Origin of the sequence: Ruoffia tabacinasalis, from assembly GCF_042652985.1 — a bacterium.
Classification (GTDB): domain Bacteria; phylum Bacillota; class Bacilli; order Lactobacillales; family Aerococcaceae; genus Ruoffia; species Ruoffia tabacinasalis.
The window spans coordinates 23,683-44,244 of sequence record NZ_JBHSHQ010000028.1 but is presented as its reverse complement, the minus strand read 5'-3'; the positions used below and the strand labels follow the sequence as shown (position 1 = coordinate 44,244).

Annotated in this window: 21 protein-coding genes; 19 read left to right on the top strand and 2 right to left on the bottom strand. The window is 35.7% G+C overall.

The features are described 5' to 3' along the window. Window positions 1–3 precede the first annotated feature (3 nt). Window positions 4–1,002, bottom strand: a complete 999-nt coding sequence (locus ACFO5Y_RS04510) for a YdcF family protein (protein ID WP_197103416.1) — start codon at window positions 1,000–1,002, stop codon at window positions 4–6. An 80-nt stretch (window positions 1,003–1,082) separates the two neighbouring features. On the opposite strand from ACFO5Y_RS04510, the gene ACFO5Y_RS04505 reads away from it, so the two are divergent. After that, window positions 1,083–1,913, top strand: coding sequence for an aldo/keto reductase (locus ACFO5Y_RS04505; RefSeq protein ID WP_197103417.1), 831 nt, complete (start codon window positions 1,083–1,085; stop codon window positions 1,911–1,913). Between the two features lie 48 nt (window positions 1,914–1,961). On the opposite strand, the gene ACFO5Y_RS04500 is transcribed toward ACFO5Y_RS04505, so the two are convergent. Beyond that, window positions 1,962–3,008, bottom strand: coding sequence for a DNA/RNA non-specific endonuclease (locus ACFO5Y_RS04500; protein WP_197103419.1), 1,047 nt, complete (start codon window positions 3,006–3,008; stop codon window positions 1,962–1,964). Window positions 3,009–3,229: 221 nt separating this feature from the next. Here ACFO5Y_RS04500 and ACFO5Y_RS04495 point away from each other — a divergent pair, with 221 nt between their 5' ends. The 18 genes from ACFO5Y_RS04495 to ACFO5Y_RS04410 all read left to right on the top strand — a co-directional run bounded on the left by ACFO5Y_RS04495 (window position 3,230) and on the right by ACFO5Y_RS04410 (window position 20,436). Beyond that, complete coding sequence (locus ACFO5Y_RS04495; protein WP_197103421.1) at window positions 3,230–4,126, top strand: helix-turn-helix domain-containing protein; 897 nt, start codon at window positions 3,230–3,232, stop codon at window positions 4,124–4,126. Window positions 4,127–4,144: 18 nt separating this feature from the next. Further along, entirely contained in the window at window positions 4,145–4,750 is a 606-nt protein-coding gene (locus tag ACFO5Y_RS04490; RefSeq protein WP_138403355.1) for an NADPH-dependent FMN reductase, read from the top strand. A gap of 18 nt (window positions 4,751–4,768) precedes the next feature. Then, a complete protein-coding gene (locus tag ACFO5Y_RS04485) occupies window positions 4,769–6,016 on the top strand; it encodes an NAD(P)H-dependent oxidoreductase (protein WP_197103423.1) in 1,248 nt (415 codons plus the stop codon). Between the two features lie 78 nt (window positions 6,017–6,094). Next, entirely contained in the window at window positions 6,095–7,027 is a 933-nt protein-coding gene (locus tag ACFO5Y_RS04480) for an FAD:protein FMN transferase (protein ID WP_231606802.1), read from the top strand. 170 nt (window positions 7,028–7,197) lie between these two features. Beyond that, window positions 7,198–8,169, top strand: a complete 972-nt coding sequence (locus ACFO5Y_RS04475; protein WP_197103425.1) for a nucleoside hydrolase — start codon at window positions 7,198–7,200, stop codon at window positions 8,167–8,169. Window positions 8,170–8,407: 238 nt separating this feature from the next. Beyond that, entirely contained in the window at window positions 8,408–8,896 is a 489-nt protein-coding gene (locus ACFO5Y_RS04470) for a hypothetical protein (RefSeq protein ID WP_197103427.1), read from the top strand. Between the two features lie 18 nt (window positions 8,897–8,914). Then, window positions 8,915–9,124, top strand: a complete 210-nt coding sequence (locus tag ACFO5Y_RS04465) for a hypothetical protein (protein WP_197103429.1) — start codon at window positions 8,915–8,917, stop codon at window positions 9,122–9,124. Between the two features lie 559 nt (window positions 9,125–9,683). Continuing rightward, on the top strand, window positions 9,684–10,181 hold the full coding sequence (queF, locus tag ACFO5Y_RS04460) for a preQ(1) synthase (protein ID WP_197103431.1): 498 nt from the start codon (window positions 9,684–9,686) through the stop codon (window positions 10,179–10,181). Between the two features lie 18 nt (window positions 10,182–10,199). Then, entirely contained in the window at window positions 10,200–10,844 is a 645-nt protein-coding gene (gene queC, locus ACFO5Y_RS04455) for a 7-cyano-7-deazaguanine synthase QueC (protein WP_197103441.1), read from the top strand. 1 nt (window position 10,845) lies between these two features. Beyond that, on the top strand, window positions 10,846–11,316 hold the full coding sequence (locus ACFO5Y_RS04450; protein ID WP_197103443.1) for a QueT transporter family protein: 471 nt from the start codon (window positions 10,846–10,848) through the stop codon (window positions 11,314–11,316). A 433-nt stretch (window positions 11,317–11,749) separates the two neighbouring features. Beyond that, on the top strand, window positions 11,750–12,964 hold the full coding sequence (locus ACFO5Y_RS04445) for a M20 metallopeptidase family protein (protein ID WP_231606803.1): 1,215 nt from the start codon (window positions 11,750–11,752) through the stop codon (window positions 12,962–12,964). Beyond that, on the top strand, window positions 12,961–14,193 hold the full coding sequence (locus tag ACFO5Y_RS04440) for a M20 metallopeptidase family protein (RefSeq protein WP_197103445.1): 1,233 nt from the start codon (window positions 12,961–12,963) through the stop codon (window positions 14,191–14,193). Before ACFO5Y_RS04445 ends, ACFO5Y_RS04440 begins: the two co-directional genes overlap by 4 nt. Beyond that, the gene (locus ACFO5Y_RS04435; RefSeq protein WP_197103447.1) at window positions 14,190–15,137 is read left to right on the top strand and encodes an ABC transporter permease; all 948 of its coding nucleotides are present in this window, start codon (window positions 14,190–14,192) and stop codon (window positions 15,135–15,137) included. Before ACFO5Y_RS04440 ends, ACFO5Y_RS04435 begins: the two co-directional genes overlap by 4 nt. A gap of 12 nt (window positions 15,138–15,149) precedes the next feature. Beyond that, on the top strand, window positions 15,150–16,085 hold the full coding sequence (locus tag ACFO5Y_RS04430) for an ABC transporter permease (RefSeq protein ID WP_197103448.1): 936 nt from the start codon (window positions 15,150–15,152) through the stop codon (window positions 16,083–16,085). 25 nt (window positions 16,086–16,110) lie between these two features. Continuing rightward, window positions 16,111–17,712 carry an ABC transporter substrate-binding protein gene (locus ACFO5Y_RS04425; protein ID WP_197103450.1) on the top strand — a complete coding sequence of 534 codons (1,602 nt, stop codon included), beginning with the start codon at window positions 16,111–16,113 and terminating at the stop codon, window positions 17,710–17,712. A 27-nt stretch (window positions 17,713–17,739) separates the two neighbouring features. Then, a complete protein-coding gene (locus tag ACFO5Y_RS04420; RefSeq protein ID WP_197103510.1) occupies window positions 17,740–18,795 on the top strand; it encodes an ABC transporter ATP-binding protein in 1,056 nt (351 codons plus the stop codon). Further along, window positions 18,792–19,766 (top strand): ABC transporter ATP-binding protein, encoded by a 975-nt coding sequence (locus ACFO5Y_RS04415; RefSeq protein ID WP_197103452.1) that lies wholly within the window; start codon window positions 18,792–18,794, stop codon window positions 19,764–19,766. Before ACFO5Y_RS04420 ends, ACFO5Y_RS04415 begins: the two co-directional genes overlap by 4 nt. A gap of 118 nt (window positions 19,767–19,884) precedes the next feature. Beyond that, window positions 19,885–20,436 carry a GNAT family N-acetyltransferase gene (locus ACFO5Y_RS04410; RefSeq protein WP_197103454.1) on the top strand — a complete coding sequence of 184 codons (552 nt, stop codon included), beginning with the start codon at window positions 19,885–19,887 and terminating at the stop codon, window positions 20,434–20,436. The last annotated feature ends 126 nt before the right edge of the window (window positions 20,437–20,562 follow it).

Sequence of the window (20,562 nt, the reverse complement as noted above, 5' to 3'; positions counted from 1 at the left end):
GTATCATAAAGGTAATGGGAACGCATTCATCAAAACCGCATAGTGCAACAAATTGTATAATAGGGTATAAAGAATTGAAAATAAGACAACCCACTTCAATTGCATATATAAATAAGCAAAGAACTCTCGAATAAAAGCATTCGCATTGAATACCCATTTCTTACCTGATTCAGCACCATAGCTCACAGATTTTAAACCTAGTTTTTTAGCAATCAATTCAGCTCTAAACAAATGATACATTGTACTGATAATTGCAAATGAAGCATCTTCAGAGGCAAAGTGCTGACTTGAGAATAAAATGTTTTCATATGTATTTACAGATTGATCTTCAATAATAATATGATTTTTTGGGACACCTTGGCTTATTGCATAATTAGCCATGGCTAGTCCCTCTGGAATCATCTCATCATCACCTTGACCACCAGACATAATCAATATTAAATCAGGGGCTTCTTTGTATACTTGAATTGCTTTATCAATCCGTTTGGCAAGTAAAGGAGTCACTTTTTCTTTATTCAATCCAGCGCCTAGAACGATGAGATAATCTACGCTTGGTTTCTCTTTACTAAATAAATTCATCAGAGCCGAAAGAAGATAGCTGTTAACGACTAGTATACCCAAACAAATACCACAAACAAAGTAACCAATTCCCCATGTAATTAAAGGGAGTTGAAGTATTTCGATGACATTAATTTCGTTCAGATACAATAGAAGAGAAATGATAATACCGACAAACAAACTAATTATTAAGCATTTGAACAATTTTCTGTGTTTGCTTAAGAAACCTATAGTCAAAACCACAGGTATAATTAAGAATAGAATACCTAATATTATACCCATAATTAGCGCCAAATTATTAAAGTTAAAAATCAGAAACATAACAACACTTTGAATTGCGACTAAAATCATGACCAGACCTAAAAAAATAGTTCTAGGTTCATATTTATAAATAACAAAACAAAGTACGAATAAAAGAAAAAAAACTAACAATGACATTGCCATTTGATCCTCCGGGTGCATTTATTATACGAATTCAAGAAATAATGGTAACATAATCATATCAAGTTTAGGAGGAAATATGTATGACACAATTAAAAGAGGTATTTACATTTTCAAACGGTTTAGAAATCCCTGCGATTGGATTGGGAACATGGCAAATGAGCTCAGAAGAAGCAGAACAAATGACAGCGTATGCGTTAAATAATGGCTATATACACATCGATACTGCCCGCACTTATGGAAATGAAGAGGGTGTCGGTAAAGGGATGAAAGCTTCAGGAGTGAACCGAGAAGACTTTTTCCTAACTACTAAAGTAAGTGCTTTTTCAAAAACTTATGATGAAGCTAAAAAAGACATTGAAGACTCATTAACGGCTTTAGATACTGAGTATCTTGATTTAGTGATCATTCATGCTCCTCGTCCTTGGGATAAAATGCATTCCGATGGACCCATTGAGAAATTATATTTTGAAGAGAATCTGCAAGTATGGAGAGCATTGGAAGAAGCATATGAAGCAGGTAAAGTAAAAGCCATTGGTGTTTCAAACTTTGAAATTGAAGACTTAGTAAATCTGCTAGAGAATGTAAAAATCAAACCAATGTTAAATCAAATTAAATACCATATTGGTTTCCGCGATGAGCAATTAGTTCAATATTGCCAAGAAAATGACATTATTGTTGAAGCTTACTCTCCAATTGGAACAGGAAAATTATTAAATAATCCTGACATTCAAAAGATCGCTGATAAATACAATAAATCAACCGCTCAAATTGCGATTCGTTATTGCTATCAAAAAGGCTTAGTTGTATTACCAAAATCAGTCCATGAAGAATATGTGGATAATAACGCAGACCTTGATTTTGAAATTTTAGCCGGCGACATGGATTACTTAAATCGTTTAGTTATAAACTAGTACACATATAAAAACAGACTCCAGCAAAAACTGGAGTCTATTTTTTTGTTATTCGCAACCAATGCCGTCATTGTCACGATCTAAATGTGAAGCGTATCCAGGTTCACCGCGATGAATTGGTGCTGCTCCAGCCTCTCGAACAGCTGTACAATTTTTATATGAGACATATTCTTCTGCCGGCGTTTCTGTAGCTACCTCAGCAAATCCAGCAGGTTCAACTTCTCCTTGACCTTCAGTCGCATCGGAATCGACCGGCTGATTCGAAGAAGAGCTGTTCACAATCGCATTTCCAGTGAAGTATAAAGTAGTGCCAGGGTGTTCCTTGTTTACTGGGGCAGCCATTGCTGTTTGTTCAATATATTCCCCGTCATGCTGACCAGTTCCATAATCAAGCTGAACATTTTTTTGTCTATTTGGAATATAAATATTAAATTGCAAGGTTTCACCGTTATCATCAATTGAAAAACCTTCCATAAAAGCGCCTGATGCCAATAAATTCCCATCTTCAAAGAAAGGAGTCACACGGTAACGGACGGTAAGTAAGTCATTTTCGATGGTACTTGCGACAAAGTTCTCAAAAGGTAACATACCATCCATATTAAACCATCGTGTTCCGGTCATTAGATTTAATTCTGGGACACCTTCGCCAATCAATTGATGACCAATTAAGTGAGATCGATTATAAAGCCAACCCCCACTACCGATTTGCTTGTACTTCCCTTGATGCCAACCAGTAGGGTGGATGGCCGAGATATCTTTTCTTGACTCTTGTTCAGCAGGTAAGGTATCTACAGAAAGAACTGCGTTAGCAGCACCTACGCGACCTAAGTCATCTAATTGACTAAATTCCACCCATGTTTTTGTTGCGGTAATATCTTTGTTAGTAAAGTAAGGGATATTATTATTAATCTCGACATAAGTTTCTCCTTCAGGCACATTTGGTGCACTTTTCGGCAATTCTGGTGTAATCGAGGAGCCACTGCTATCAATAAATTGTTCGTTAGCATCTGCGGACTTATGATCAACGGGAAATACAAGTAGCGTCAATATAAAGAATATTGACAGTCTATGAAATACATTCTTATTTATTTTCAAATTAAAATCTCCTAATCCAAAGTTTATTCTTATTATATTAATAATTAATTTATTTACAAGGCCTTTATAATATTTAATTATACATATTCAATATATATTACCGATGTAATATTTTAAAACGATTAAATAAATAATAATTATATAAAATTTTATATAAACGGTTGATATTAATATTAGTTATATGTATAATAAAAGCATTCGATAGTGAATGTAATCACAATATGCGAAAAAGTGGTTTGAGGGGTGATATCATAAACATAGAAAGATTTATCGAAGTTAGAAAGCAAAAGGGCTTAGTTCAAAGTGATCTTGCTGAAGGTATCTGCACCCAAGCAACTTTAAGTCGTTTTGAAAACAACGGTCAGGTGCCGAGTTTAAAAATACTTATTAAATTATGCAACCGGTTAGAATTACCACTTAGTGAATTATTTCCTAAAGTTGGAGTAAAAAATTCTAAGTTAAAAGAGTTAATGGAAGAAGCCGAATTCTCACTCATCTTAAGTGAGTATGAGAAAGCGGGGAATTTGCTGGAAAAGATCGATTTAAACCTGATTGATAACTCAGAATTAACCATGCGATATCATTATTTAAAGGCATTTGTGATGATTTATAATAAGCATTCAACTATTGATACGTTGTATGAGTTGGATCAGATATTACTTGATAATCTTATCAACGAGTATGAACTATATAAATTACTCGCTTATACAGGCAGTGGTATTATCTTTAAGCAAATAGGCGAGTTAGAAAAAGCAGAGTTTTACTTTGCGAAAGTCTTAAATCGAATTTATGATTTTCCGACTCATCATATGGAAGAAGTTTGGCGTGTGTTACACATCGTCTTTGAATGCAGTAAGTTTTATGCACATATTGATGAGATAGATATTAGTAATGCTTTAGCTGAACATGCCGTTTCTATTTGCTCAGATAACCATGTGACATATTATCTAGCAAGGGCGGCAATCCAGTTAGCAAAAAATGCAATTACCATAAAAGAGTCTAAAGATACAATTTTAGCTTTAATTTATGACGCCCGGGCCTATTCAAAAATTAATCGAAATAAAATTGCCTTAAGAGAACTTGATGCAATGGAAAAATATATAAAAAATGAATATTAAATAAGAGGGGATATTTAAATGAAGAAATTATTAGGAATTGTTGGGACAAACTCAGATAATTCAACTAACCGTAAGTTATTACAATATATGGAAACACATTTTTCAGAAAAAGCTGAAATAGAATTAGTTGAGATTAAAGACTTACCCATGTTTGTCAAAGATAAAAGCATTGAATTACCAGAAAGTGTTAAAGAGTTATCAGATAAAGTTGAACAGGCTGATGGTGTAATCATTAGTACACCTGAATATGATCATTCTGTACCAGCTGCATTAATGAATGCTTTAAGTTGGTTATCATTTAAAACACATCCATTCGTTGATAAGCCAGTCATGGTTGTCGGTGCATCATATGGAACACTTGGTTCATCACGAGCTCAAATGCATGCCCGCCAAATATTAGACTCACCAGAATTAAAAGCTAGAATTATGCCAAGTTCAGAATACTTACTAGACCATTCATTACAAGCATTTGATGAACAAGGGCAATTAATTTCAAAAGAAAAAATTGAACTACTTGATGGCTTATTCTCAGATTTCTTAACTTTCGTTGAGATTACTGGCCAATTAATGGAAGCACATGCTGTTAATGTTAAAGAAGCAGATAACTACACTTGGGAAGACTAATAAAGGAGATAATATAGTATGAAATTAGTAGGAATCGTTGGATCAAATGCTGTTGGATCGTATAACCGTTTATTATTACAGTTTATCCAAAAACATTTTAATAAATTAATTGATTTAGATATTGTTGAGATTGATAAAGTGCCATTATTTAACCAAAGTGATGACCAAACTCAATCACCTGTTATTCAAGATATTGCTAAAAGAATTGAAGCGTCTGACGGTGTGATTATCGCCACACCAGAACATAACCATACCATTCCAGCAGCTCTAAAAAGCTTAATTGAGTGGCTATCATTTAAAATTCATCCATTCGAAAATAAACCTGTCATGATTGTCGGTGCATCGTACTTCTCACAAGGATCTTCACGTGCTCAACTTTCATTAAGACAAATCTTAGACTCACCAGGTGTCAATGCGATTGTACTACCGGGGAATGAGTTCTTATTAGGGAATGTGAAAGAAGCATTTGACGAAGAGAATAATTTAAAAGACCAAGGAACAATAAACTTCTTAGCATCTTGCTTAGAAAAATTCATCCGATTTATTAAAGTCGTTTCAGAATTAGAAGGTAAAGGGGGAGCAACTGAAGTGGTAAAACCAATCGAGGAAGATTTATTTGCTAATGGAAAGATTGACACAACAATTGAAGGTGTAGAGATGACGGCTCCAGACTGGGTAGAACAAGCAGCTGAAAAAGTAAACCCAGCGACAGGAAATGACTATGTCAAACTTAATAGAGGTATCCTAACAGTGAACCAAATTGATCAATTCTTAAGATCAATGCCAATGGAATTAACGTTTGCTGATAGTAACAACCAATTCTTATACTATAACAGCGTTCTACCTTCAGAAGAAATGTTCGCCAAACGTTATCCAGAACAACCAGGAAACCCTCTTGGTGCATGTCACCCAGACCGTACACACAAAAATGTGAAATGGGTTATCTCACAATTACGTTCAGGAAAACAAGATATTGTCCGTGTTCACGTACCAACACATGGGCCAGATAAATTTGTGGTTCACAACTATCAAGCAATTCGTGATGATGAAGGTAATTACATGGGAATTAATGAATATATTATGGATATTAAACCAACAGTTGATTGGTACTTACAACAAACTGGTCAAGAATTAGTAGGAGGAAAAGATACAGTATCAGGCGCTTCACAAAGCGATAATAAACAAGCTGACACAGTTTCAGGTGCATCACAAAGCAATGCAGCAGAACCAGAAGTGGATACAGTATCAGGTGCATCTTCACATTAATATGATATAATTTAGTAAAAGTTCGGAGGTAAATCTTCGAACTTTTTTGGCTAAATAATGATTTAAGGGGTTTTAAATATGGAAAGTATTACTTTTAAAGCAATGGGTACGACGATTAATTTACAAATTGAACATGAATTTGCGCACTATTTGTTAAACGAAGCTAAAAAACGATTGTTAGATTACGAAAATCGTTTTAGCGCGAATGATGCGAACAGTTTATTGATGAAGGTCAATCAATTTGCTGGTATCGAAGCTGTTGCTGTTGACCCTGATATATTTGAACTCATTAAGATAGGCAAAGTCTATAGTGTAGATTTATCGAATACATTAAATATTGCGATTGGCCCCTTAATCAAACTATGGAAGATAGGTTTTTCTGATGCAAAAGTTCCAACTCAAGCCGAGATAGACGAACGCTTAACACTCATTGACCCTAATTTGATTCAGTTAAATGACGAGAAACAAAGTGTTTATTTAGAAAGAAAAGGGATGGAAATTGACTTAGGTGCATTAGCTAAAGGCTTTTTTGCTGATCAAATCAAACACTTCTTGAAAAAAGCAGGCGTTAAAAAGGGGATCATTGACTTAGGCGGTAATGTCTTATTACTGGGAAGTCATCCAACAAATCCAGACACGTTATGGCGAGTTGGGGTTCAAAATCCTTTCATGACAAGGAATAATTTAGTTGGATTATTGAAGGTTAAAGATAAATCGGTTGTTACTTCAGGTATTTATGAGCGAACATTTGTCTATAATGGCGAAGAATATCATCATATATTTGATAGTAAGACAGGTTACCCAGTCAAAAATAATATCGCAAGTTTAACAATAGTCTCTAAAGAATCTTTAACAGGGGAACTCTATACAACGATGTATTATCAAGCCGAAGCGCATGATATTATTGAGCAAATTAATCAAATACAAGATTTAGAAGCCATTGTTATTACTAAAAATAGCGAAATTTTAATTACACATGGATTAGTGAATGATTTTATAAAAGTAGACTAAACAAACAGCTCTTGCTCATCAAGCAGGAGCTGTTTTTGAATTTTGATATAGTTATGAATGCGAACATATTATTCTGAAGAGTGTTTAAACGTAACGATAACTAGCTATCATTAGATGAGTCAACTATACTTTAGATAAGATAATAATAAATGACCGTGGAGGTGAATGAGATGACAATGAAGATGATTATGGATTTAGACACGGGTGTGGATGATGCTTTAGCTTTAGCGCATGCACTTAGTTTTGAAGAAGTAGAACTTATTGGCGTCACTACAAGTTTTGGGAATGTCACTTTAGAGAACGCAACAAAGAATACAATAAACTTACTTGATTTACTAGGTCATAGTCATATTCCAGTTTTTGAAGGTGCGAGTTCGCCTTGGGGTGAGACGAGCTATGAACCTCAACCACATCTATTACATATCCATGGAGATAATGGTATCGGAAACGTTGAATTAGGTGAACCGAAAAGACAACCTAGTAAACAAAGTGCAGTGGATTTCATCATTGAATCTGCAAATACATTTGGGGAAGAGTTAATATTATATACGGCTGGACCTATGAACAATTTAGCTGATGCATTTAAAAAAGATAAAGAAGCCATTGAAAAGATTGGTAAAATTGTAAGTATGGGGAGTGCACTAACAGTACCTGGGAATGTTTCTCCATATGCCGAAGCAAATATTCATAGAGATTCTAAGTCTGCGCAATATGTCTTCGCTAGTGATATTCCAATGACATTAGTTGGTCTGGATGTAACACTCAAGACAATGATCAAAGGGACAGATATCTCGTCTTGGCATCCAATAGGTACAAAAGCAAGCGAGGCTATGGTTGAAATGGCTAATTACTACTATACTAATGAATTTGATGATGCTGAGATTGGTGGCGCTATGCATGATCCTTTAGCAGTGGAAGTCGCACTGAACCCTTCAATTGCTACTCAAACAACAAAAATTAATCTTAAAGTAGAAACTGAAGGTGATGCGAAGGGAAGAACTATTGGAAATCTAGATTTATTAAACCGGCAGTTTAAGTCTATGACAGTTTATTTTTACAAAAATTATTTTCAGCATGAACAAAGCGAATTCTTAAATTGCGCAGCAATTTTCACACAAATAAATCTGTCGTTCACGAAGTGATCACGCAGATTTATTGCACGGAATACCCACTTTGAAAAAGTGGTATGTAAGTGCGCCCTTTTTTAAAAAGGGTTTAGAGATTTTGAAAAAATTAAGTTGAATATAGAAAATATTTACTTCGTTGTTTTCATGTTAAGTTTTGTAAAGTTTACCAGAATACTAGAAAGATCTAGAAAGACTATGTTATGATGCCGGTAAGCTTTAGATCTCTTAATTTAAAAAGAAAGATTTGATATCTATGAATATAAAGAAATCCTTAGTCATTGGGGCAGTAGCTTTAACAATTTCACCGGTTGCAAGTACTGCACTTAGCAGTGCAACCGTCTATGCTCACGAGGCTGAACAGGCGACTATACATAAAAAAGACACCCAAGATGAAATAATTGAAGAGCAGACGAACAAGCTTCCTGATGATAAGAAAAAAGAATTTAATGAATTAGTACAATCTGGCTATTTTTCTAAAACAGAACAAGTGAAACTTCTTCAAGCTTATACTACCGAAAATGGCAATTTTTCAACTCGAAGTGTGAAAACTACGGCGATAAAAAAATTAGCCAAGTGGTTAGCAGCAAAAGTTGGTTCTAAAACTGTTGCTGATATAACTGATTACTTATTTGGTTGGCAAGATGATTTGCAAACTGGAGCAGAAAACTTCTTAGTTGACCATGGGTGGAATCGAACTGTTGCTCATTGGACAGTAAAATCAATCATGTTTGTCTTATTTTAATAAATTGAGGTGTTAAAAATGGATAAAATTAAAGAAATTGTCTTCTGGGCAATTGGAATTTTCTTTTTGATCAATCAATTTATTCGTTATTTTATTAATTCTAAATGGGGGGAATCAGTAAGAGAAGTGACTCTTTCACTTCCCTTATGGTTAAAAATAGTAATAATAATTTTTAGTATAGTTATCCTATTCTGGTTATTCCCTTACAAAGATTTGCTCAAAAAGTAATTAATTCTACTAAAATCAATTATGTTAATAAAAAAGGTCCGCTCACAAACATGGGTGGGCTTTTTTACTGTGTTCATTTTGAAATGATTATAATTTACAGTATATTGTATCCTTTTAGAGGCTAATTCGATTAAGTTACCCGGGAATCCTTTGAAACCTCTTAAAAACGATTTTAAGAGGTTTTTTAGGGTTGTTAGGGCGTTAGCCCTGACCGAGCGTTAGCGAGCCTCTAACAAGCTATCTGGTCGCAGATAACTGGCAATTAAGGAGAACTAGCCTACTGTAAGCGACTTAAATATGTTTTTCCTTTTGTTTAGATGTAGATAGTGTACTTTTTACGCAGCGATTTATTGAAAGAATGCAACATGTTTTAAGTCAAGGAGACTAAGTCATTGCAATATATACTTAGTCAGTTATAATGAAGCTTAATTAAATATGACAGTTCGTAACCATCCTGTCATTAAACAAAACTAGGGCTAATTTTAAGATAAAACTCTAGAGGTGTTATATAGACATCTCTTTTTTTGATGCTTTCAATTTGCCGAAAGGGAGAGAAAAAATGCAAGGTAGAAGTAATGAAGAAATGGGTAATGTAAGTTTGTTGGGGAATCAAGGGACAAATTATTTAGATAATTATGCGCCAGAAATTTTAGAATCGTTTCCAAATAAGCATTTGGATAATGATTATTTTGTTAAATTTAATTGTCCCGAGTTTACGTCTTTATGTCCAATGACAGGACAACCAGATTTTGCAACTATTTACATTAGCTACGTTCCAGGGGAGAAAATGGTTGAAAGTAAGTCATTAAAACTTTACTTATTCAGTTTCCGTAATCATGGTGACTTTCATGAAGATTGTATGAATATCATTATGAAAGACCTCATTAAGCTGATGGAACCAAAATATATTGAAGTATGGGGTAAATTCACACCTCGTGGTGGAATCTCGATTGATCCATATTGTAATTATGGTCAACCCGGAACAAAGTGGGACGATATGGCTTGGGAACGACTTAAAAATCATGATTTATATCCTGAGAAAGTGGATAACCGTTAGGTTAAAGGGGGTATAATGATGAAATTAGTTTTATTAAGTGGTGGAGTTGATAGCTCTACAGCCTTAGCTCTTGCTAAAGCAATCGATCCAGATATATTAGCAATTACTTTTACGTATAATCAACAACATGAACAAATGGAATTACTAGCCGCTCAAAAAGTCAGTGAATATTATCAAGTCAGACATAAAATTATGGATTTAAGTTCAATTTTTTCAGATAGTCAATCTGCCTTGAGTTTAAATAACGACATCCCAATTGCTGAGGGAGCATATGGAGAAACTAATGAACTTAATACAGAAGTGGAGTTTCGAAATGGTGTCTTTTTAGCAATATTAGCTTCATTGGCTAAACAGTATCGAGCTGATGAAATTTACTTCGGTGCACATCAAGACGAGTCCGGAACAATTTATCCTGACTGTTCGCCTGAATTTATTCAAACAATGAATCAAGCGATTCAGCTTGGTACAAATAATTCTGTATCTATAAAAGCTCCCTTCATGACTAGGTTAAAAAAAGATATTGTAGCCACAGGGATTGAATTGGAGGTACCTTATGAGCTAACTTATAGCTGTTACAAAGGGACTGACCCTGCTTGTGGAGTTTGTGGTACGTGTATTGACCGCAAAAAAGCTTTTGAAGCGAATGGACTGGAGGTAGCATAAAATGCAAAGTATAAAAACAAAAAAATTAGTTAATAATGCGTTGTTAGCATCATTATACGTGGCCTTGACTTTAATTAACCCTATCTCTAGTGGGATATTTCAGTTTAGAGTGTCAACATTATTAGTACCAGTTCCATTTTATCAACCTAAATTAGCACCAGGAATACTCTTTGGTGTGATGATCAGTAATATTTTTAGTCCATTAGGGCCTATTGATATATTATCGGGTTTTCTAATTCAATCCGTGACTCTTTATGTGTTTAACCGATTATTCAAATCCGCTTATATTAAAAGTATAGCTTATGGAATATGGTGTGGTATCGTGGTTGGGGCGACCTTGCATTATGCAGTGGGTGCACCGTTTTGGATTAGTGCGTTCAGTGTCGCTATATCTAACATTGTCGTAGCTATAATCGGGACTTTAATTATAGAAAAGAAACTTTCTTCCCTCATAAAAAAACTAGCATATTAACTTTAAAAAACATCTAACAACGAGTCGAAATCTGAAAAGATTTCTGCTCGTTTTTTTATGCTTAACTTTTATTTTGATAAAAATAATTACTTAAATTACGGTGAAATTAAAATTATTTTCTTAATAAAATAATGTATATAATCTAACATGTTTTTTTCCTGAAACAGAAAATTTAAAGGCCAATAAAGAAGTAAAACTACTCCTAAAACCCTCTATGCAATAATATATATCCGATTTTATCGTTGATTTAATAAGGGTGATGCAATCAAACTAGCCCTAGGTATGGTCCAAAAAATTTAATTATTTATTTAATAACTATTAATGTTAGGTTGTATGACACTTTATGTTAATAGATTAAAAACAAGTAAGAAAGTAATTGTTTTTCTCATGAATATATAATATGATTTCGGTATTAAACAAAAGGAGTGATTGAATGCACGAAAAATCAATGTTAGAAAACATGACATATAATTTAGAGGATTCATTCGATGAAGCAAAAGCAATGTTTAGGTATCTCCATCAAAATCCTGAATTATCTTTTCAAGAACATCAGACAAGGGCGTTCATTGTAGATCAGCTCCTACAGTACGGTTATGAAAATATTAAAACAAATGTAGGTGGTGGCGGTATTGTTGCTAAACTTGTGGGATCACAAGAAGGACCAACGATTGCCTTTCGAGCAGATTTTGATGCACTTGCTATCACCGAAGAAACAGATCTAATGTATAAATCTAAGACAAAAGGTGTTATGCACGCATGTGGACATGATGCTCATACAACTATGTTGCTTACTGCAGCTAAGCATTTGATTGATATCCAATCAGAGATTAAAGGAACAATAATTTTTGTCTTTCAACATGCGGAAGAAGTAAAACCAGGTGGTGCAAAGAGCATTATGGAATCTGGAGAATTAGATGATGTAGAGGCGATTTATGGGATTCATGTTCGAGGTGACTTGCCGTATGACGGAGTGGTTGAGTATTGCCATGGCTATGCATTAGCAGCGTCTGACTCTTTTTCTATACGAGTCCAAGGCAATGGGGGACATGCTGCAACGCCTCATGTGACAGTTGATTCAACGGTTGTAGCTGCCTTTATTATTCAACAGCTACAAACGATTATTAGTCGAAATAAAAACCCATTAGATTCAGGGGTATTGACAGTGGCCAACTTCCATGCTGGGACAGGGGGAGATAATATTATTTCAGATTATGCGAATATATCTGGGACAGTTAGAACTTATAATCCATCCTTGAGAACACTCATCAAACAACGTATTTATGAAGTAGCAGAACAAGTGGCTTCAGCACATGGGGCTGTAGTTAAGATTGACTATATTGACGGTTATCCACCTCTGTTTAACCACCAAAATGAAACAAATCTCTTATCTGAGGTATTCACTGAACAATTTTCAGAAAGCAATGTCGTTGAAACTCCACCACGAATGGGTGGAGAAGACTTTGCCTATTATGTAGAGAAGATACCAGGTTCATTCTATTATATTCGAGCTGGGGCGCATACAACTGAGAATTATCCGCATCATCATCCAAAGTTCCAACTTGATGAGCGTTGTATATTGACAGGGGTTCAGAGTATTTTTGGGCTGGTTAATCATTATTGTTATGCCAAGAAAGGGGTCTTAAAATGAATGTTGAAACTATAATAAAACAACGAACTGATTGGTTATATCAGGCAAAGGTCGTTGAAGAAGATGTTATTAAAATAAGACGTCACCTACATCAATATCCTGAATTATCATTTCAAGAAGAGAAGACATCTGATTTCGTCTATCAACAATTACGCTCGTATGGAATCACAGATATTCAACGAAATGTTGGTAATGGATATGGAATTGTAGCAAAAATACATGGACATAATGAAGGACCGGTCATTGCCTTACGTGCAGATATGGATGCCTTACCGATTACTGAAGAGACACAGTTAGATTTTAAATCCATTCACAACGGCGTGATGCATGCTTGTGGACATGATGCACATACTGCAATGTTGCTGGGGGTAGCTCGTATTATGAATCGTTTCCGTTTTGATTTTTCGGGTACGATTGTCTTTATATTCCAGAATGCTGAAGAAAGTCAACCTGGAGGAGCCAAGAGTATGATTGAAGATGGGGCACTTGATGACGTTGATTCGATTTACGGTCTTCACGTTGTTCCAGAACACTGCGTAGGAAGTGTAGGTTATTCTTTAGATTATGGGTCAGCATCTTCAGATACGTTTGAGATTAAGATTCAAGGGCGAGGGGGACATGGAGCTAAGCCACACCAATCGCTTGACTCAGTCATTATTGCTTCAGAAATTATTACAACTTTACAATCGATTGTCAGTCGTTATGTAGATCCTATCCACCCTGCTGTACTAACCTTTGCTAGTGTGAATGCTGGTGGGGGTGTTGCAATAAATATCATTGCTGACCAAGCCGTCATATCAGGGACGGTTCGAACTTTCTCTGAAGAGATTCGACAAGTAGTTAAAAGAAAGTTCCATCAAATGATTAACGCCATTGCTAATATGCACGATAGTACAGCAAATATATTCTATCGTGATGGTTACCCAGCCTTATTAAATACTAAAGAACTGGTTGAGCGAGCAATTGAACAAGTTCAACAAACACAATTATTCGATAATATTGTTGAAATCGGCCCAATGACTGGTGCTGCCATGATTGGCGAAGACTTTGCTTATTATTTAAAAGAAGTACCAGGAGCATTCTTAAATATTGGAGTCAAAGGTATAGATAAAGAAGAGTCTTACCCATTGCATCATCCTAAGTTTGAATTAGACGAACAAGGACTTCTTAAAGGAATAGAAGTATATTTAACAATTTTAATGCACCAGTTAGGTGGTGTAGATATATGATGAAGTATATTATACGCAGATTGATTGTTATGCTCCCGGTAATGCTTTTAGTATCAATTTTTGCCTTTGCAATTGTAAATCTTGCCCCAGGAGATGCGGCTGATTTATATGTTACACCAGATGCTACACCGGAGCAGCTTGAAATGATGCGAGAGCGGTTAGGGTTAAATCAATCACAAATTGTTCAATACGGAAAGTGGTTGGTTAACACATTACAAGGAAATCTGGGATTTTCTTTTAATACGCGAACGAGTGTTGCTGGATTATTGCTAGAACGAATTTGGCCAACTTTGCAGCTTATGGGGTTAACCTTAATTGTTGCTTATGCTATAGCTATCCCATTAGGTATCTATTGTGCCAAGCATAAGAATAGTTGGTTTGATAATTTAGTAACGACTACTTCATTTGCGGGTGTATCTGTTCCAAACTTTTTCTTAGGTTTAGGACTCATTTATATCTTTGCTTTGCAACTTGGTTGGTTACCAACTGGCGGGCGTGAAACACTTGGTGGGCAAGATTCAATCATTGAACGGATACAGTATTATATTCTACCAGTGATTGTTCTAGCAACTTCTTATAGTTCGAATATGACGCGGTATATCCGTTCAACAATGATACAAGTCTATGAAGAGAACTATATGAGAACAGCTATTTCAAAGGGATTATCTGATAATAAAGTAACCTTCACACATGGGTTACGAAATGCATTAGTCCCAATTATTACCGTGATTGGATCAGATATACCAAGACTGATTGGGGGAGCAATCGTTACTGAACAAGTCTTCCGTTGGCCAGGGGTAGGGCAATTAATGATGTCTTCAATCTCTGCTCGAGATTATCCGGTGATAATGGCTATTAATTTACTTTCTGCCGTAACTGTTTTGTTCAGTAACTTAATTGTTGATGTTTTATATGCTTATGTTGATCCACGAATTCGATATTAGGAGGTAGTCTAGATGACAGAACAAGATTTATTCCAGGCCGTAAATGCTGGGGAACTCAACTGGATGGAACGAGCCTATGAGACTGACCAAGCTGAACAAATTAGCGAAGAAGGTTACTGGAGCGTACTTTGGAAAAGATTTAAACGCAATAAGCTGGCTGTCTTAGGCTTGATTATTTTTTTAATTATTTTACTGGTTGCAGTTTTTGCTCAAGTCCTTGCTCCCTATGATCCGAATATGACTGTGGGACCTTTCCAAGCACCACCAAGTAGTGCACATTGGTTAGGAACAGATGAAATTGGTCGAGATATGATGAGCCGTATTATCTATGGTGATCAAATATCCTTATTTGTTGGAGTGGCTTCTGTATTAATATATACAGTCATTGGAACGACCTTAGGTCTGATCTCGGGATTTCTAGGGGGAGTATGGGATTCAATTATTATGCGTTTTACGGAAGTAATTATGTCCTTTCCCTATTTTATGGTCATTCTAGTTATAGTCTCCGTTGTAGGGCCTAGCGTCTGGACAGTGACTTTAGCAATTGGATTCTTAGCTTGGCCATCTCTATGTCGTTTAGTTCGAGGCGAAGTCATGAAGATTCGTCAAGCAGACTATATTCAAGCAGCAGTAGCCTCAGGATATAACACGCCGAGTATATTATTCCAACATATCTTTCCCAATGTCTTATCACCAATATTGGTGAATATGACTTTTGGTATCTCTACTTCCATTATAACGGAAGCGTCATTAAGTTTTCTTGGTGTAGGGGTTGTACCTCCGACAGCAAGTTGGGGGAATATCCTGGCAAACGCTCAATCACTGACTGTATTATCAAGCCAGCCTTGGCGTTGGGTACCAGCAGGAATCATGGTGTTTTTAGCAGTTCTATCAATTAATTTTGTTGGAGAAGGATTGCGTAGTGCAATTGAAGGGGAAGTATCATAATAAATATAAATTTGGAGGGAATCCTATGAAAAAAATATTGAAATATTTAATTTTATCTTTAACTCTTATGGCGACATTGGTTGGTGGATTGTCAAACTACGGACAAGTTCAAGCACAAGAATTCAATGACACCTTGAACATTGGGGTAACTAATACTGTATCTGGTTTGAATATCTTTAATTCTTCGGATGTTGTGGCGCAATGGGTAGAGCGATTCATGTATCCCTCATTAGTAGATCAACCTGAAGCGGGTGTATTCAGCTCAAACATAGCGGAAATTACGACAGATGATAATCAACTTTATACCATCACTATCTTAGATGATGTAAATTGGTCCGATGGAACGGCAGTGTCTTCTCATGATGTTGCCTTTACTATAACCACGATTGCTGATCCACAGGTTGAGACTCATGCAGCATCTTATATTACAGCGATAGATGGCTTAGGAGATGACGGTAAATTAGTTGAAGGTTCTGATTCAATTAGCGGGTTAGAAGTCATTGACGATAAGACTTTAACACTCACGTTAAAAGAACCTGCCGACCCAGCTTATGTAAATGAAAATATAGGTTTTAAATTATTAATTGCACCAAAACATGTCGTTGAAGAGCAAGATTTGTATAACTTAGGAAGCTCTGAATTTGCGACTAACCCAACTGTCTTTGCAGGCCCATATAAATTTGTAAAATATGAGAATGGCTCTTACGTTCAATTGGAGGCTAATGAAACATACTTTAGAGGCGAACCTAAAATTAAAAATATCTTTATCCAAATAATGGATAGTACGGCATTAGTGACAGCTTTACAGTCTGGAACTGTGGATATGTCGGCAGGTGGAGGAATTGGGGTTATTCCAATTACAGACATTAATATGTTGCGCGAAAATGATAACTTAACTATTGAAGCTAACCCGGGAACGAGTATCCAATTTATGTATTTCAATAATGCCGTGATAACCGATGCGAATGTTAGAAAAGCATTCTTAATGGCTATTAACCGCGATAGATTAGTTAGCGACTTAATTTTAGGAGAGGGAGAGATTCCTGCTGCTACTCTAACATCAATGAATCCATATACTGATCCTGATTTAGCTCCAGTAGCCTACGATCCTGAAGCTGCCAAGGCTTTATTAGAAGAATCTGGCTTTGATATGTCGCAAGAGATTGTCCTATCTGTTCCAACTGGTAATGTGACACGAATGACATCTGCAAGCTTGATTGAACAAGATTTAGAAGCAATAGGTCTGAATGTAAGACAGATTACGGCTGACTTTGCAACACACTTATCAAATGTAGGTAAGGGTGACTATCAATTGGCTTTATTAAGCCTGGCATTTAATTTAGACCCTGACCAAAGTTCATATTGGTCTAAGTCATCAATTAATTATGCACAACTAAATGATGACCACTTAGAAGATTTGATGTTACGTGGCAAAACATTAACATCATTTGAAGAACGTTTCCCAGTTTATCAAGAAATTCAAGCTTATTTCCAAGAAGAGGCATTACTTGTTCCCTTGTATAGTGAATTACAATTTATCACCCAATCTAAAAAGTTAACAGGTGGTATTAAACCATTTTGGTTAGGAAGTTTATTCGATATTGAGACATGGAGCATTGAACAATAATCTATGTAGGAAAGGATGGTAGATATGATGAGTGAACCGATATTAGAAGTTAAAAATCTAAAAATCTCATTCAAGACTTTAGAAGATCCAGTTCATGCAATTCGTGATGTAAGTTTCACCTTGAATAAAGGTGAAACCCTCGCAATTGTTGGAGAATCAGGATCAGGTAAGTCCGTTTCAACTAAAGCTATTACTCGCTTGTTGCCAAAGAAAGTCACCCAAATTACAGGTGGCGAGATACTTTACGAGGGGCAAGATTTATTAAAGATATCTGACAATGACATGACACATATTCGTGGTAAAGAAATTGCTATGATTTTTCAAGATCCTATGACATCGTTGAATCCTGTGATGACAGTTGGTAAGCAAATCGCTGAATCGCTACAAGTTCATCATGGTTTGGCTGCGGGTGAAGCGATGGAAGAAGCAAAAAATATGATGGCAAAAGTTGGTATCACTCAAGTAGAAGTCAAAAGCCAACAATACCCCCACCAATTTTCTGGTGGGATGCGCCAAAGGGTGATGATTGCTTTAGCCTTAGCTTGCAAACCCAAAATTTTAATTGCTGATGAGCCAACCACTGCTTTAGATGTAACCATTCAAGCACAAATCATTGAATTAATGAATTCTTTGAAAGATGAATTTGATACATCATTGATTTTTATTACCCATGATTTAGGTGTTGTTGCTAATGTAGCTGACCGTGTAGCGGTTATGTATGCTGGTAAGATTGTCGAACATGGCAGTGTGAATGAAGTATTCTATCATCCTCAACATCCTTATACATGGGGGCTTCTTGCCTCTATGCCATCACTGAGCTTAGAGGATGCTGATTTTTATACCATTCCTGGATCACCGCCAAATATGATGCATTTACAAAAAGGGGATCCGTTTGCACCGCGAAACCAATATGCCTTGGCTATAGATTTTGTCGAAGAGCCACCTTTATTTAAAGTAACAGATACGCATTTTGCTGCCACATGGTTATTAGATGAGCGCGCTCCAAAAATCCAACCCCCTGATGAGATTCAACGTCGATTCAATGTGTTTCATTCATTAAATAGAGAGGTGATAAACTTATGAGCCATTCAATTGTAACGTTAAAAAATGTGAGTAAACATTACTATCCAAATAAATCTCAGGTAGTTAAAGCAGTCAATCAAATATCTTTAGACATATATGAAGGTGAAACATTTGGATTAGTTGGTGAGTCTGGAAGCGGGAAATCAACAACAGGTAAATTACTAATGAAGTTGGAAGATATCACTCACGGTGAGATTAGTTTTATGGGTCAAAATATTGCAAAAATTACACAACGTAAGCAATTATTAGACTTCCATAAAAATATTCAGATGGTTTTTCAAGACCCATATAGTTCATTGAATCCAAGGATGACAGTCAAAGAGATAATTGGCGGTCCTATGAAAGTTCACGGTTTAGTTAAGGATAAAAAAGAATTGAATGCAGCTGTCACAAGTTTGTTAAAGCAAGTGGGACTTAATCCCGCCTATGCAAACCGTTATCCACGCGAATTTTCTGGTGGTCAATGTCAACGTGTTGGGATTGCAAGAGCCTTAGCGTTAAAACCAAAATTAATCATAGCCGATGAAGCAATTTCCGCTTTAGACGTTTCAATTCAGGCCCAAATTGTTAACTTGCTTCGAAAACTAAAACGAGAAGAAAATTTGACATATTTATTCATAACACATGATCTATCAATGGTGAAATATATTAGTGATCGAATTGGAGTGATGAGCCAAGGCCGTATGGTAGAATTAGCTTCAACTGAACAAATATATCAAAATCCACTGCATCCTTATACGGAATCATTGCTATCAGCAATTCCTGAAGCAGAGCCACTACAGGAAAAAGAAAGAGACCGCATGACATATGAAGGCATGACTTACTCTGATAGTGAATTAGATGAGTTAGAATTCGTCGAAATTGCTCCCGAACATTTTGTTTTATGTCTTCCTAGCGAAGTAGCAGATTACAAACGTAAATACACAAAGTTGCGCACCCGATCATATTCAAAACAATTAGTTGCTATCTAATACAAAACGGAACCCAGGTAAATGACTTGGGTTTTTGTCTTTATATGCCCACTTTTTTGTGTTGGTAAGGTACAATATAGTTGTGGAGAATAATTACATGTTTAGAGGAGTCAAATTTATGTATAAAGATAGCGAATTAATTATCCGCACATTGAAAGAACAAGATTTAAATCAATTGTGGGAGTTTATATTTAAGGAAGATAATCCAGAATGGAAACAATGGGATGCACCTTACTACCCACATGCATCAAAGTCCTATGATAATTTTCTAAAGGATTCTAATCAATGGGTTGATCAAGTTGATCGATGGGCAATTGAATATAAAGGAAAGCTGATCGGGACTGTCTCCTATTATTGGGAGCACGAACCATCGCTGTGGTTAGAAACTGGTATTGTGATTTATGATGCGTCCAATCGAGGACAACATATTGGTAGGCGTGCATTATCTCTTTGGATTAGTCATTTATTTAATACATTACCCTTAGTTCGTGTTGGGTTGACGACTTGGTCTGGAAATGAACCGATGATCAAAGTCGCTGAGAATTTAGGCATGCAGATGGAAGCGCGAATACGTAAAGTAAGACTATACAATGATTATTATTATGACTCAATTCGCATGGGGATTTTACGTGAGGAATGGGATAAATTAAATAAATTTGAATTGGAGTAGCTTATTGCTGCTCTATTTTTTTGATAAATTTGTATGCTATTTTTAAAAATTCAACTGTTAGATAAAAACCCTTACGAATAACTTTACAAGTCTTATGTAAATATAAATATTATTTTAAGCCGAACG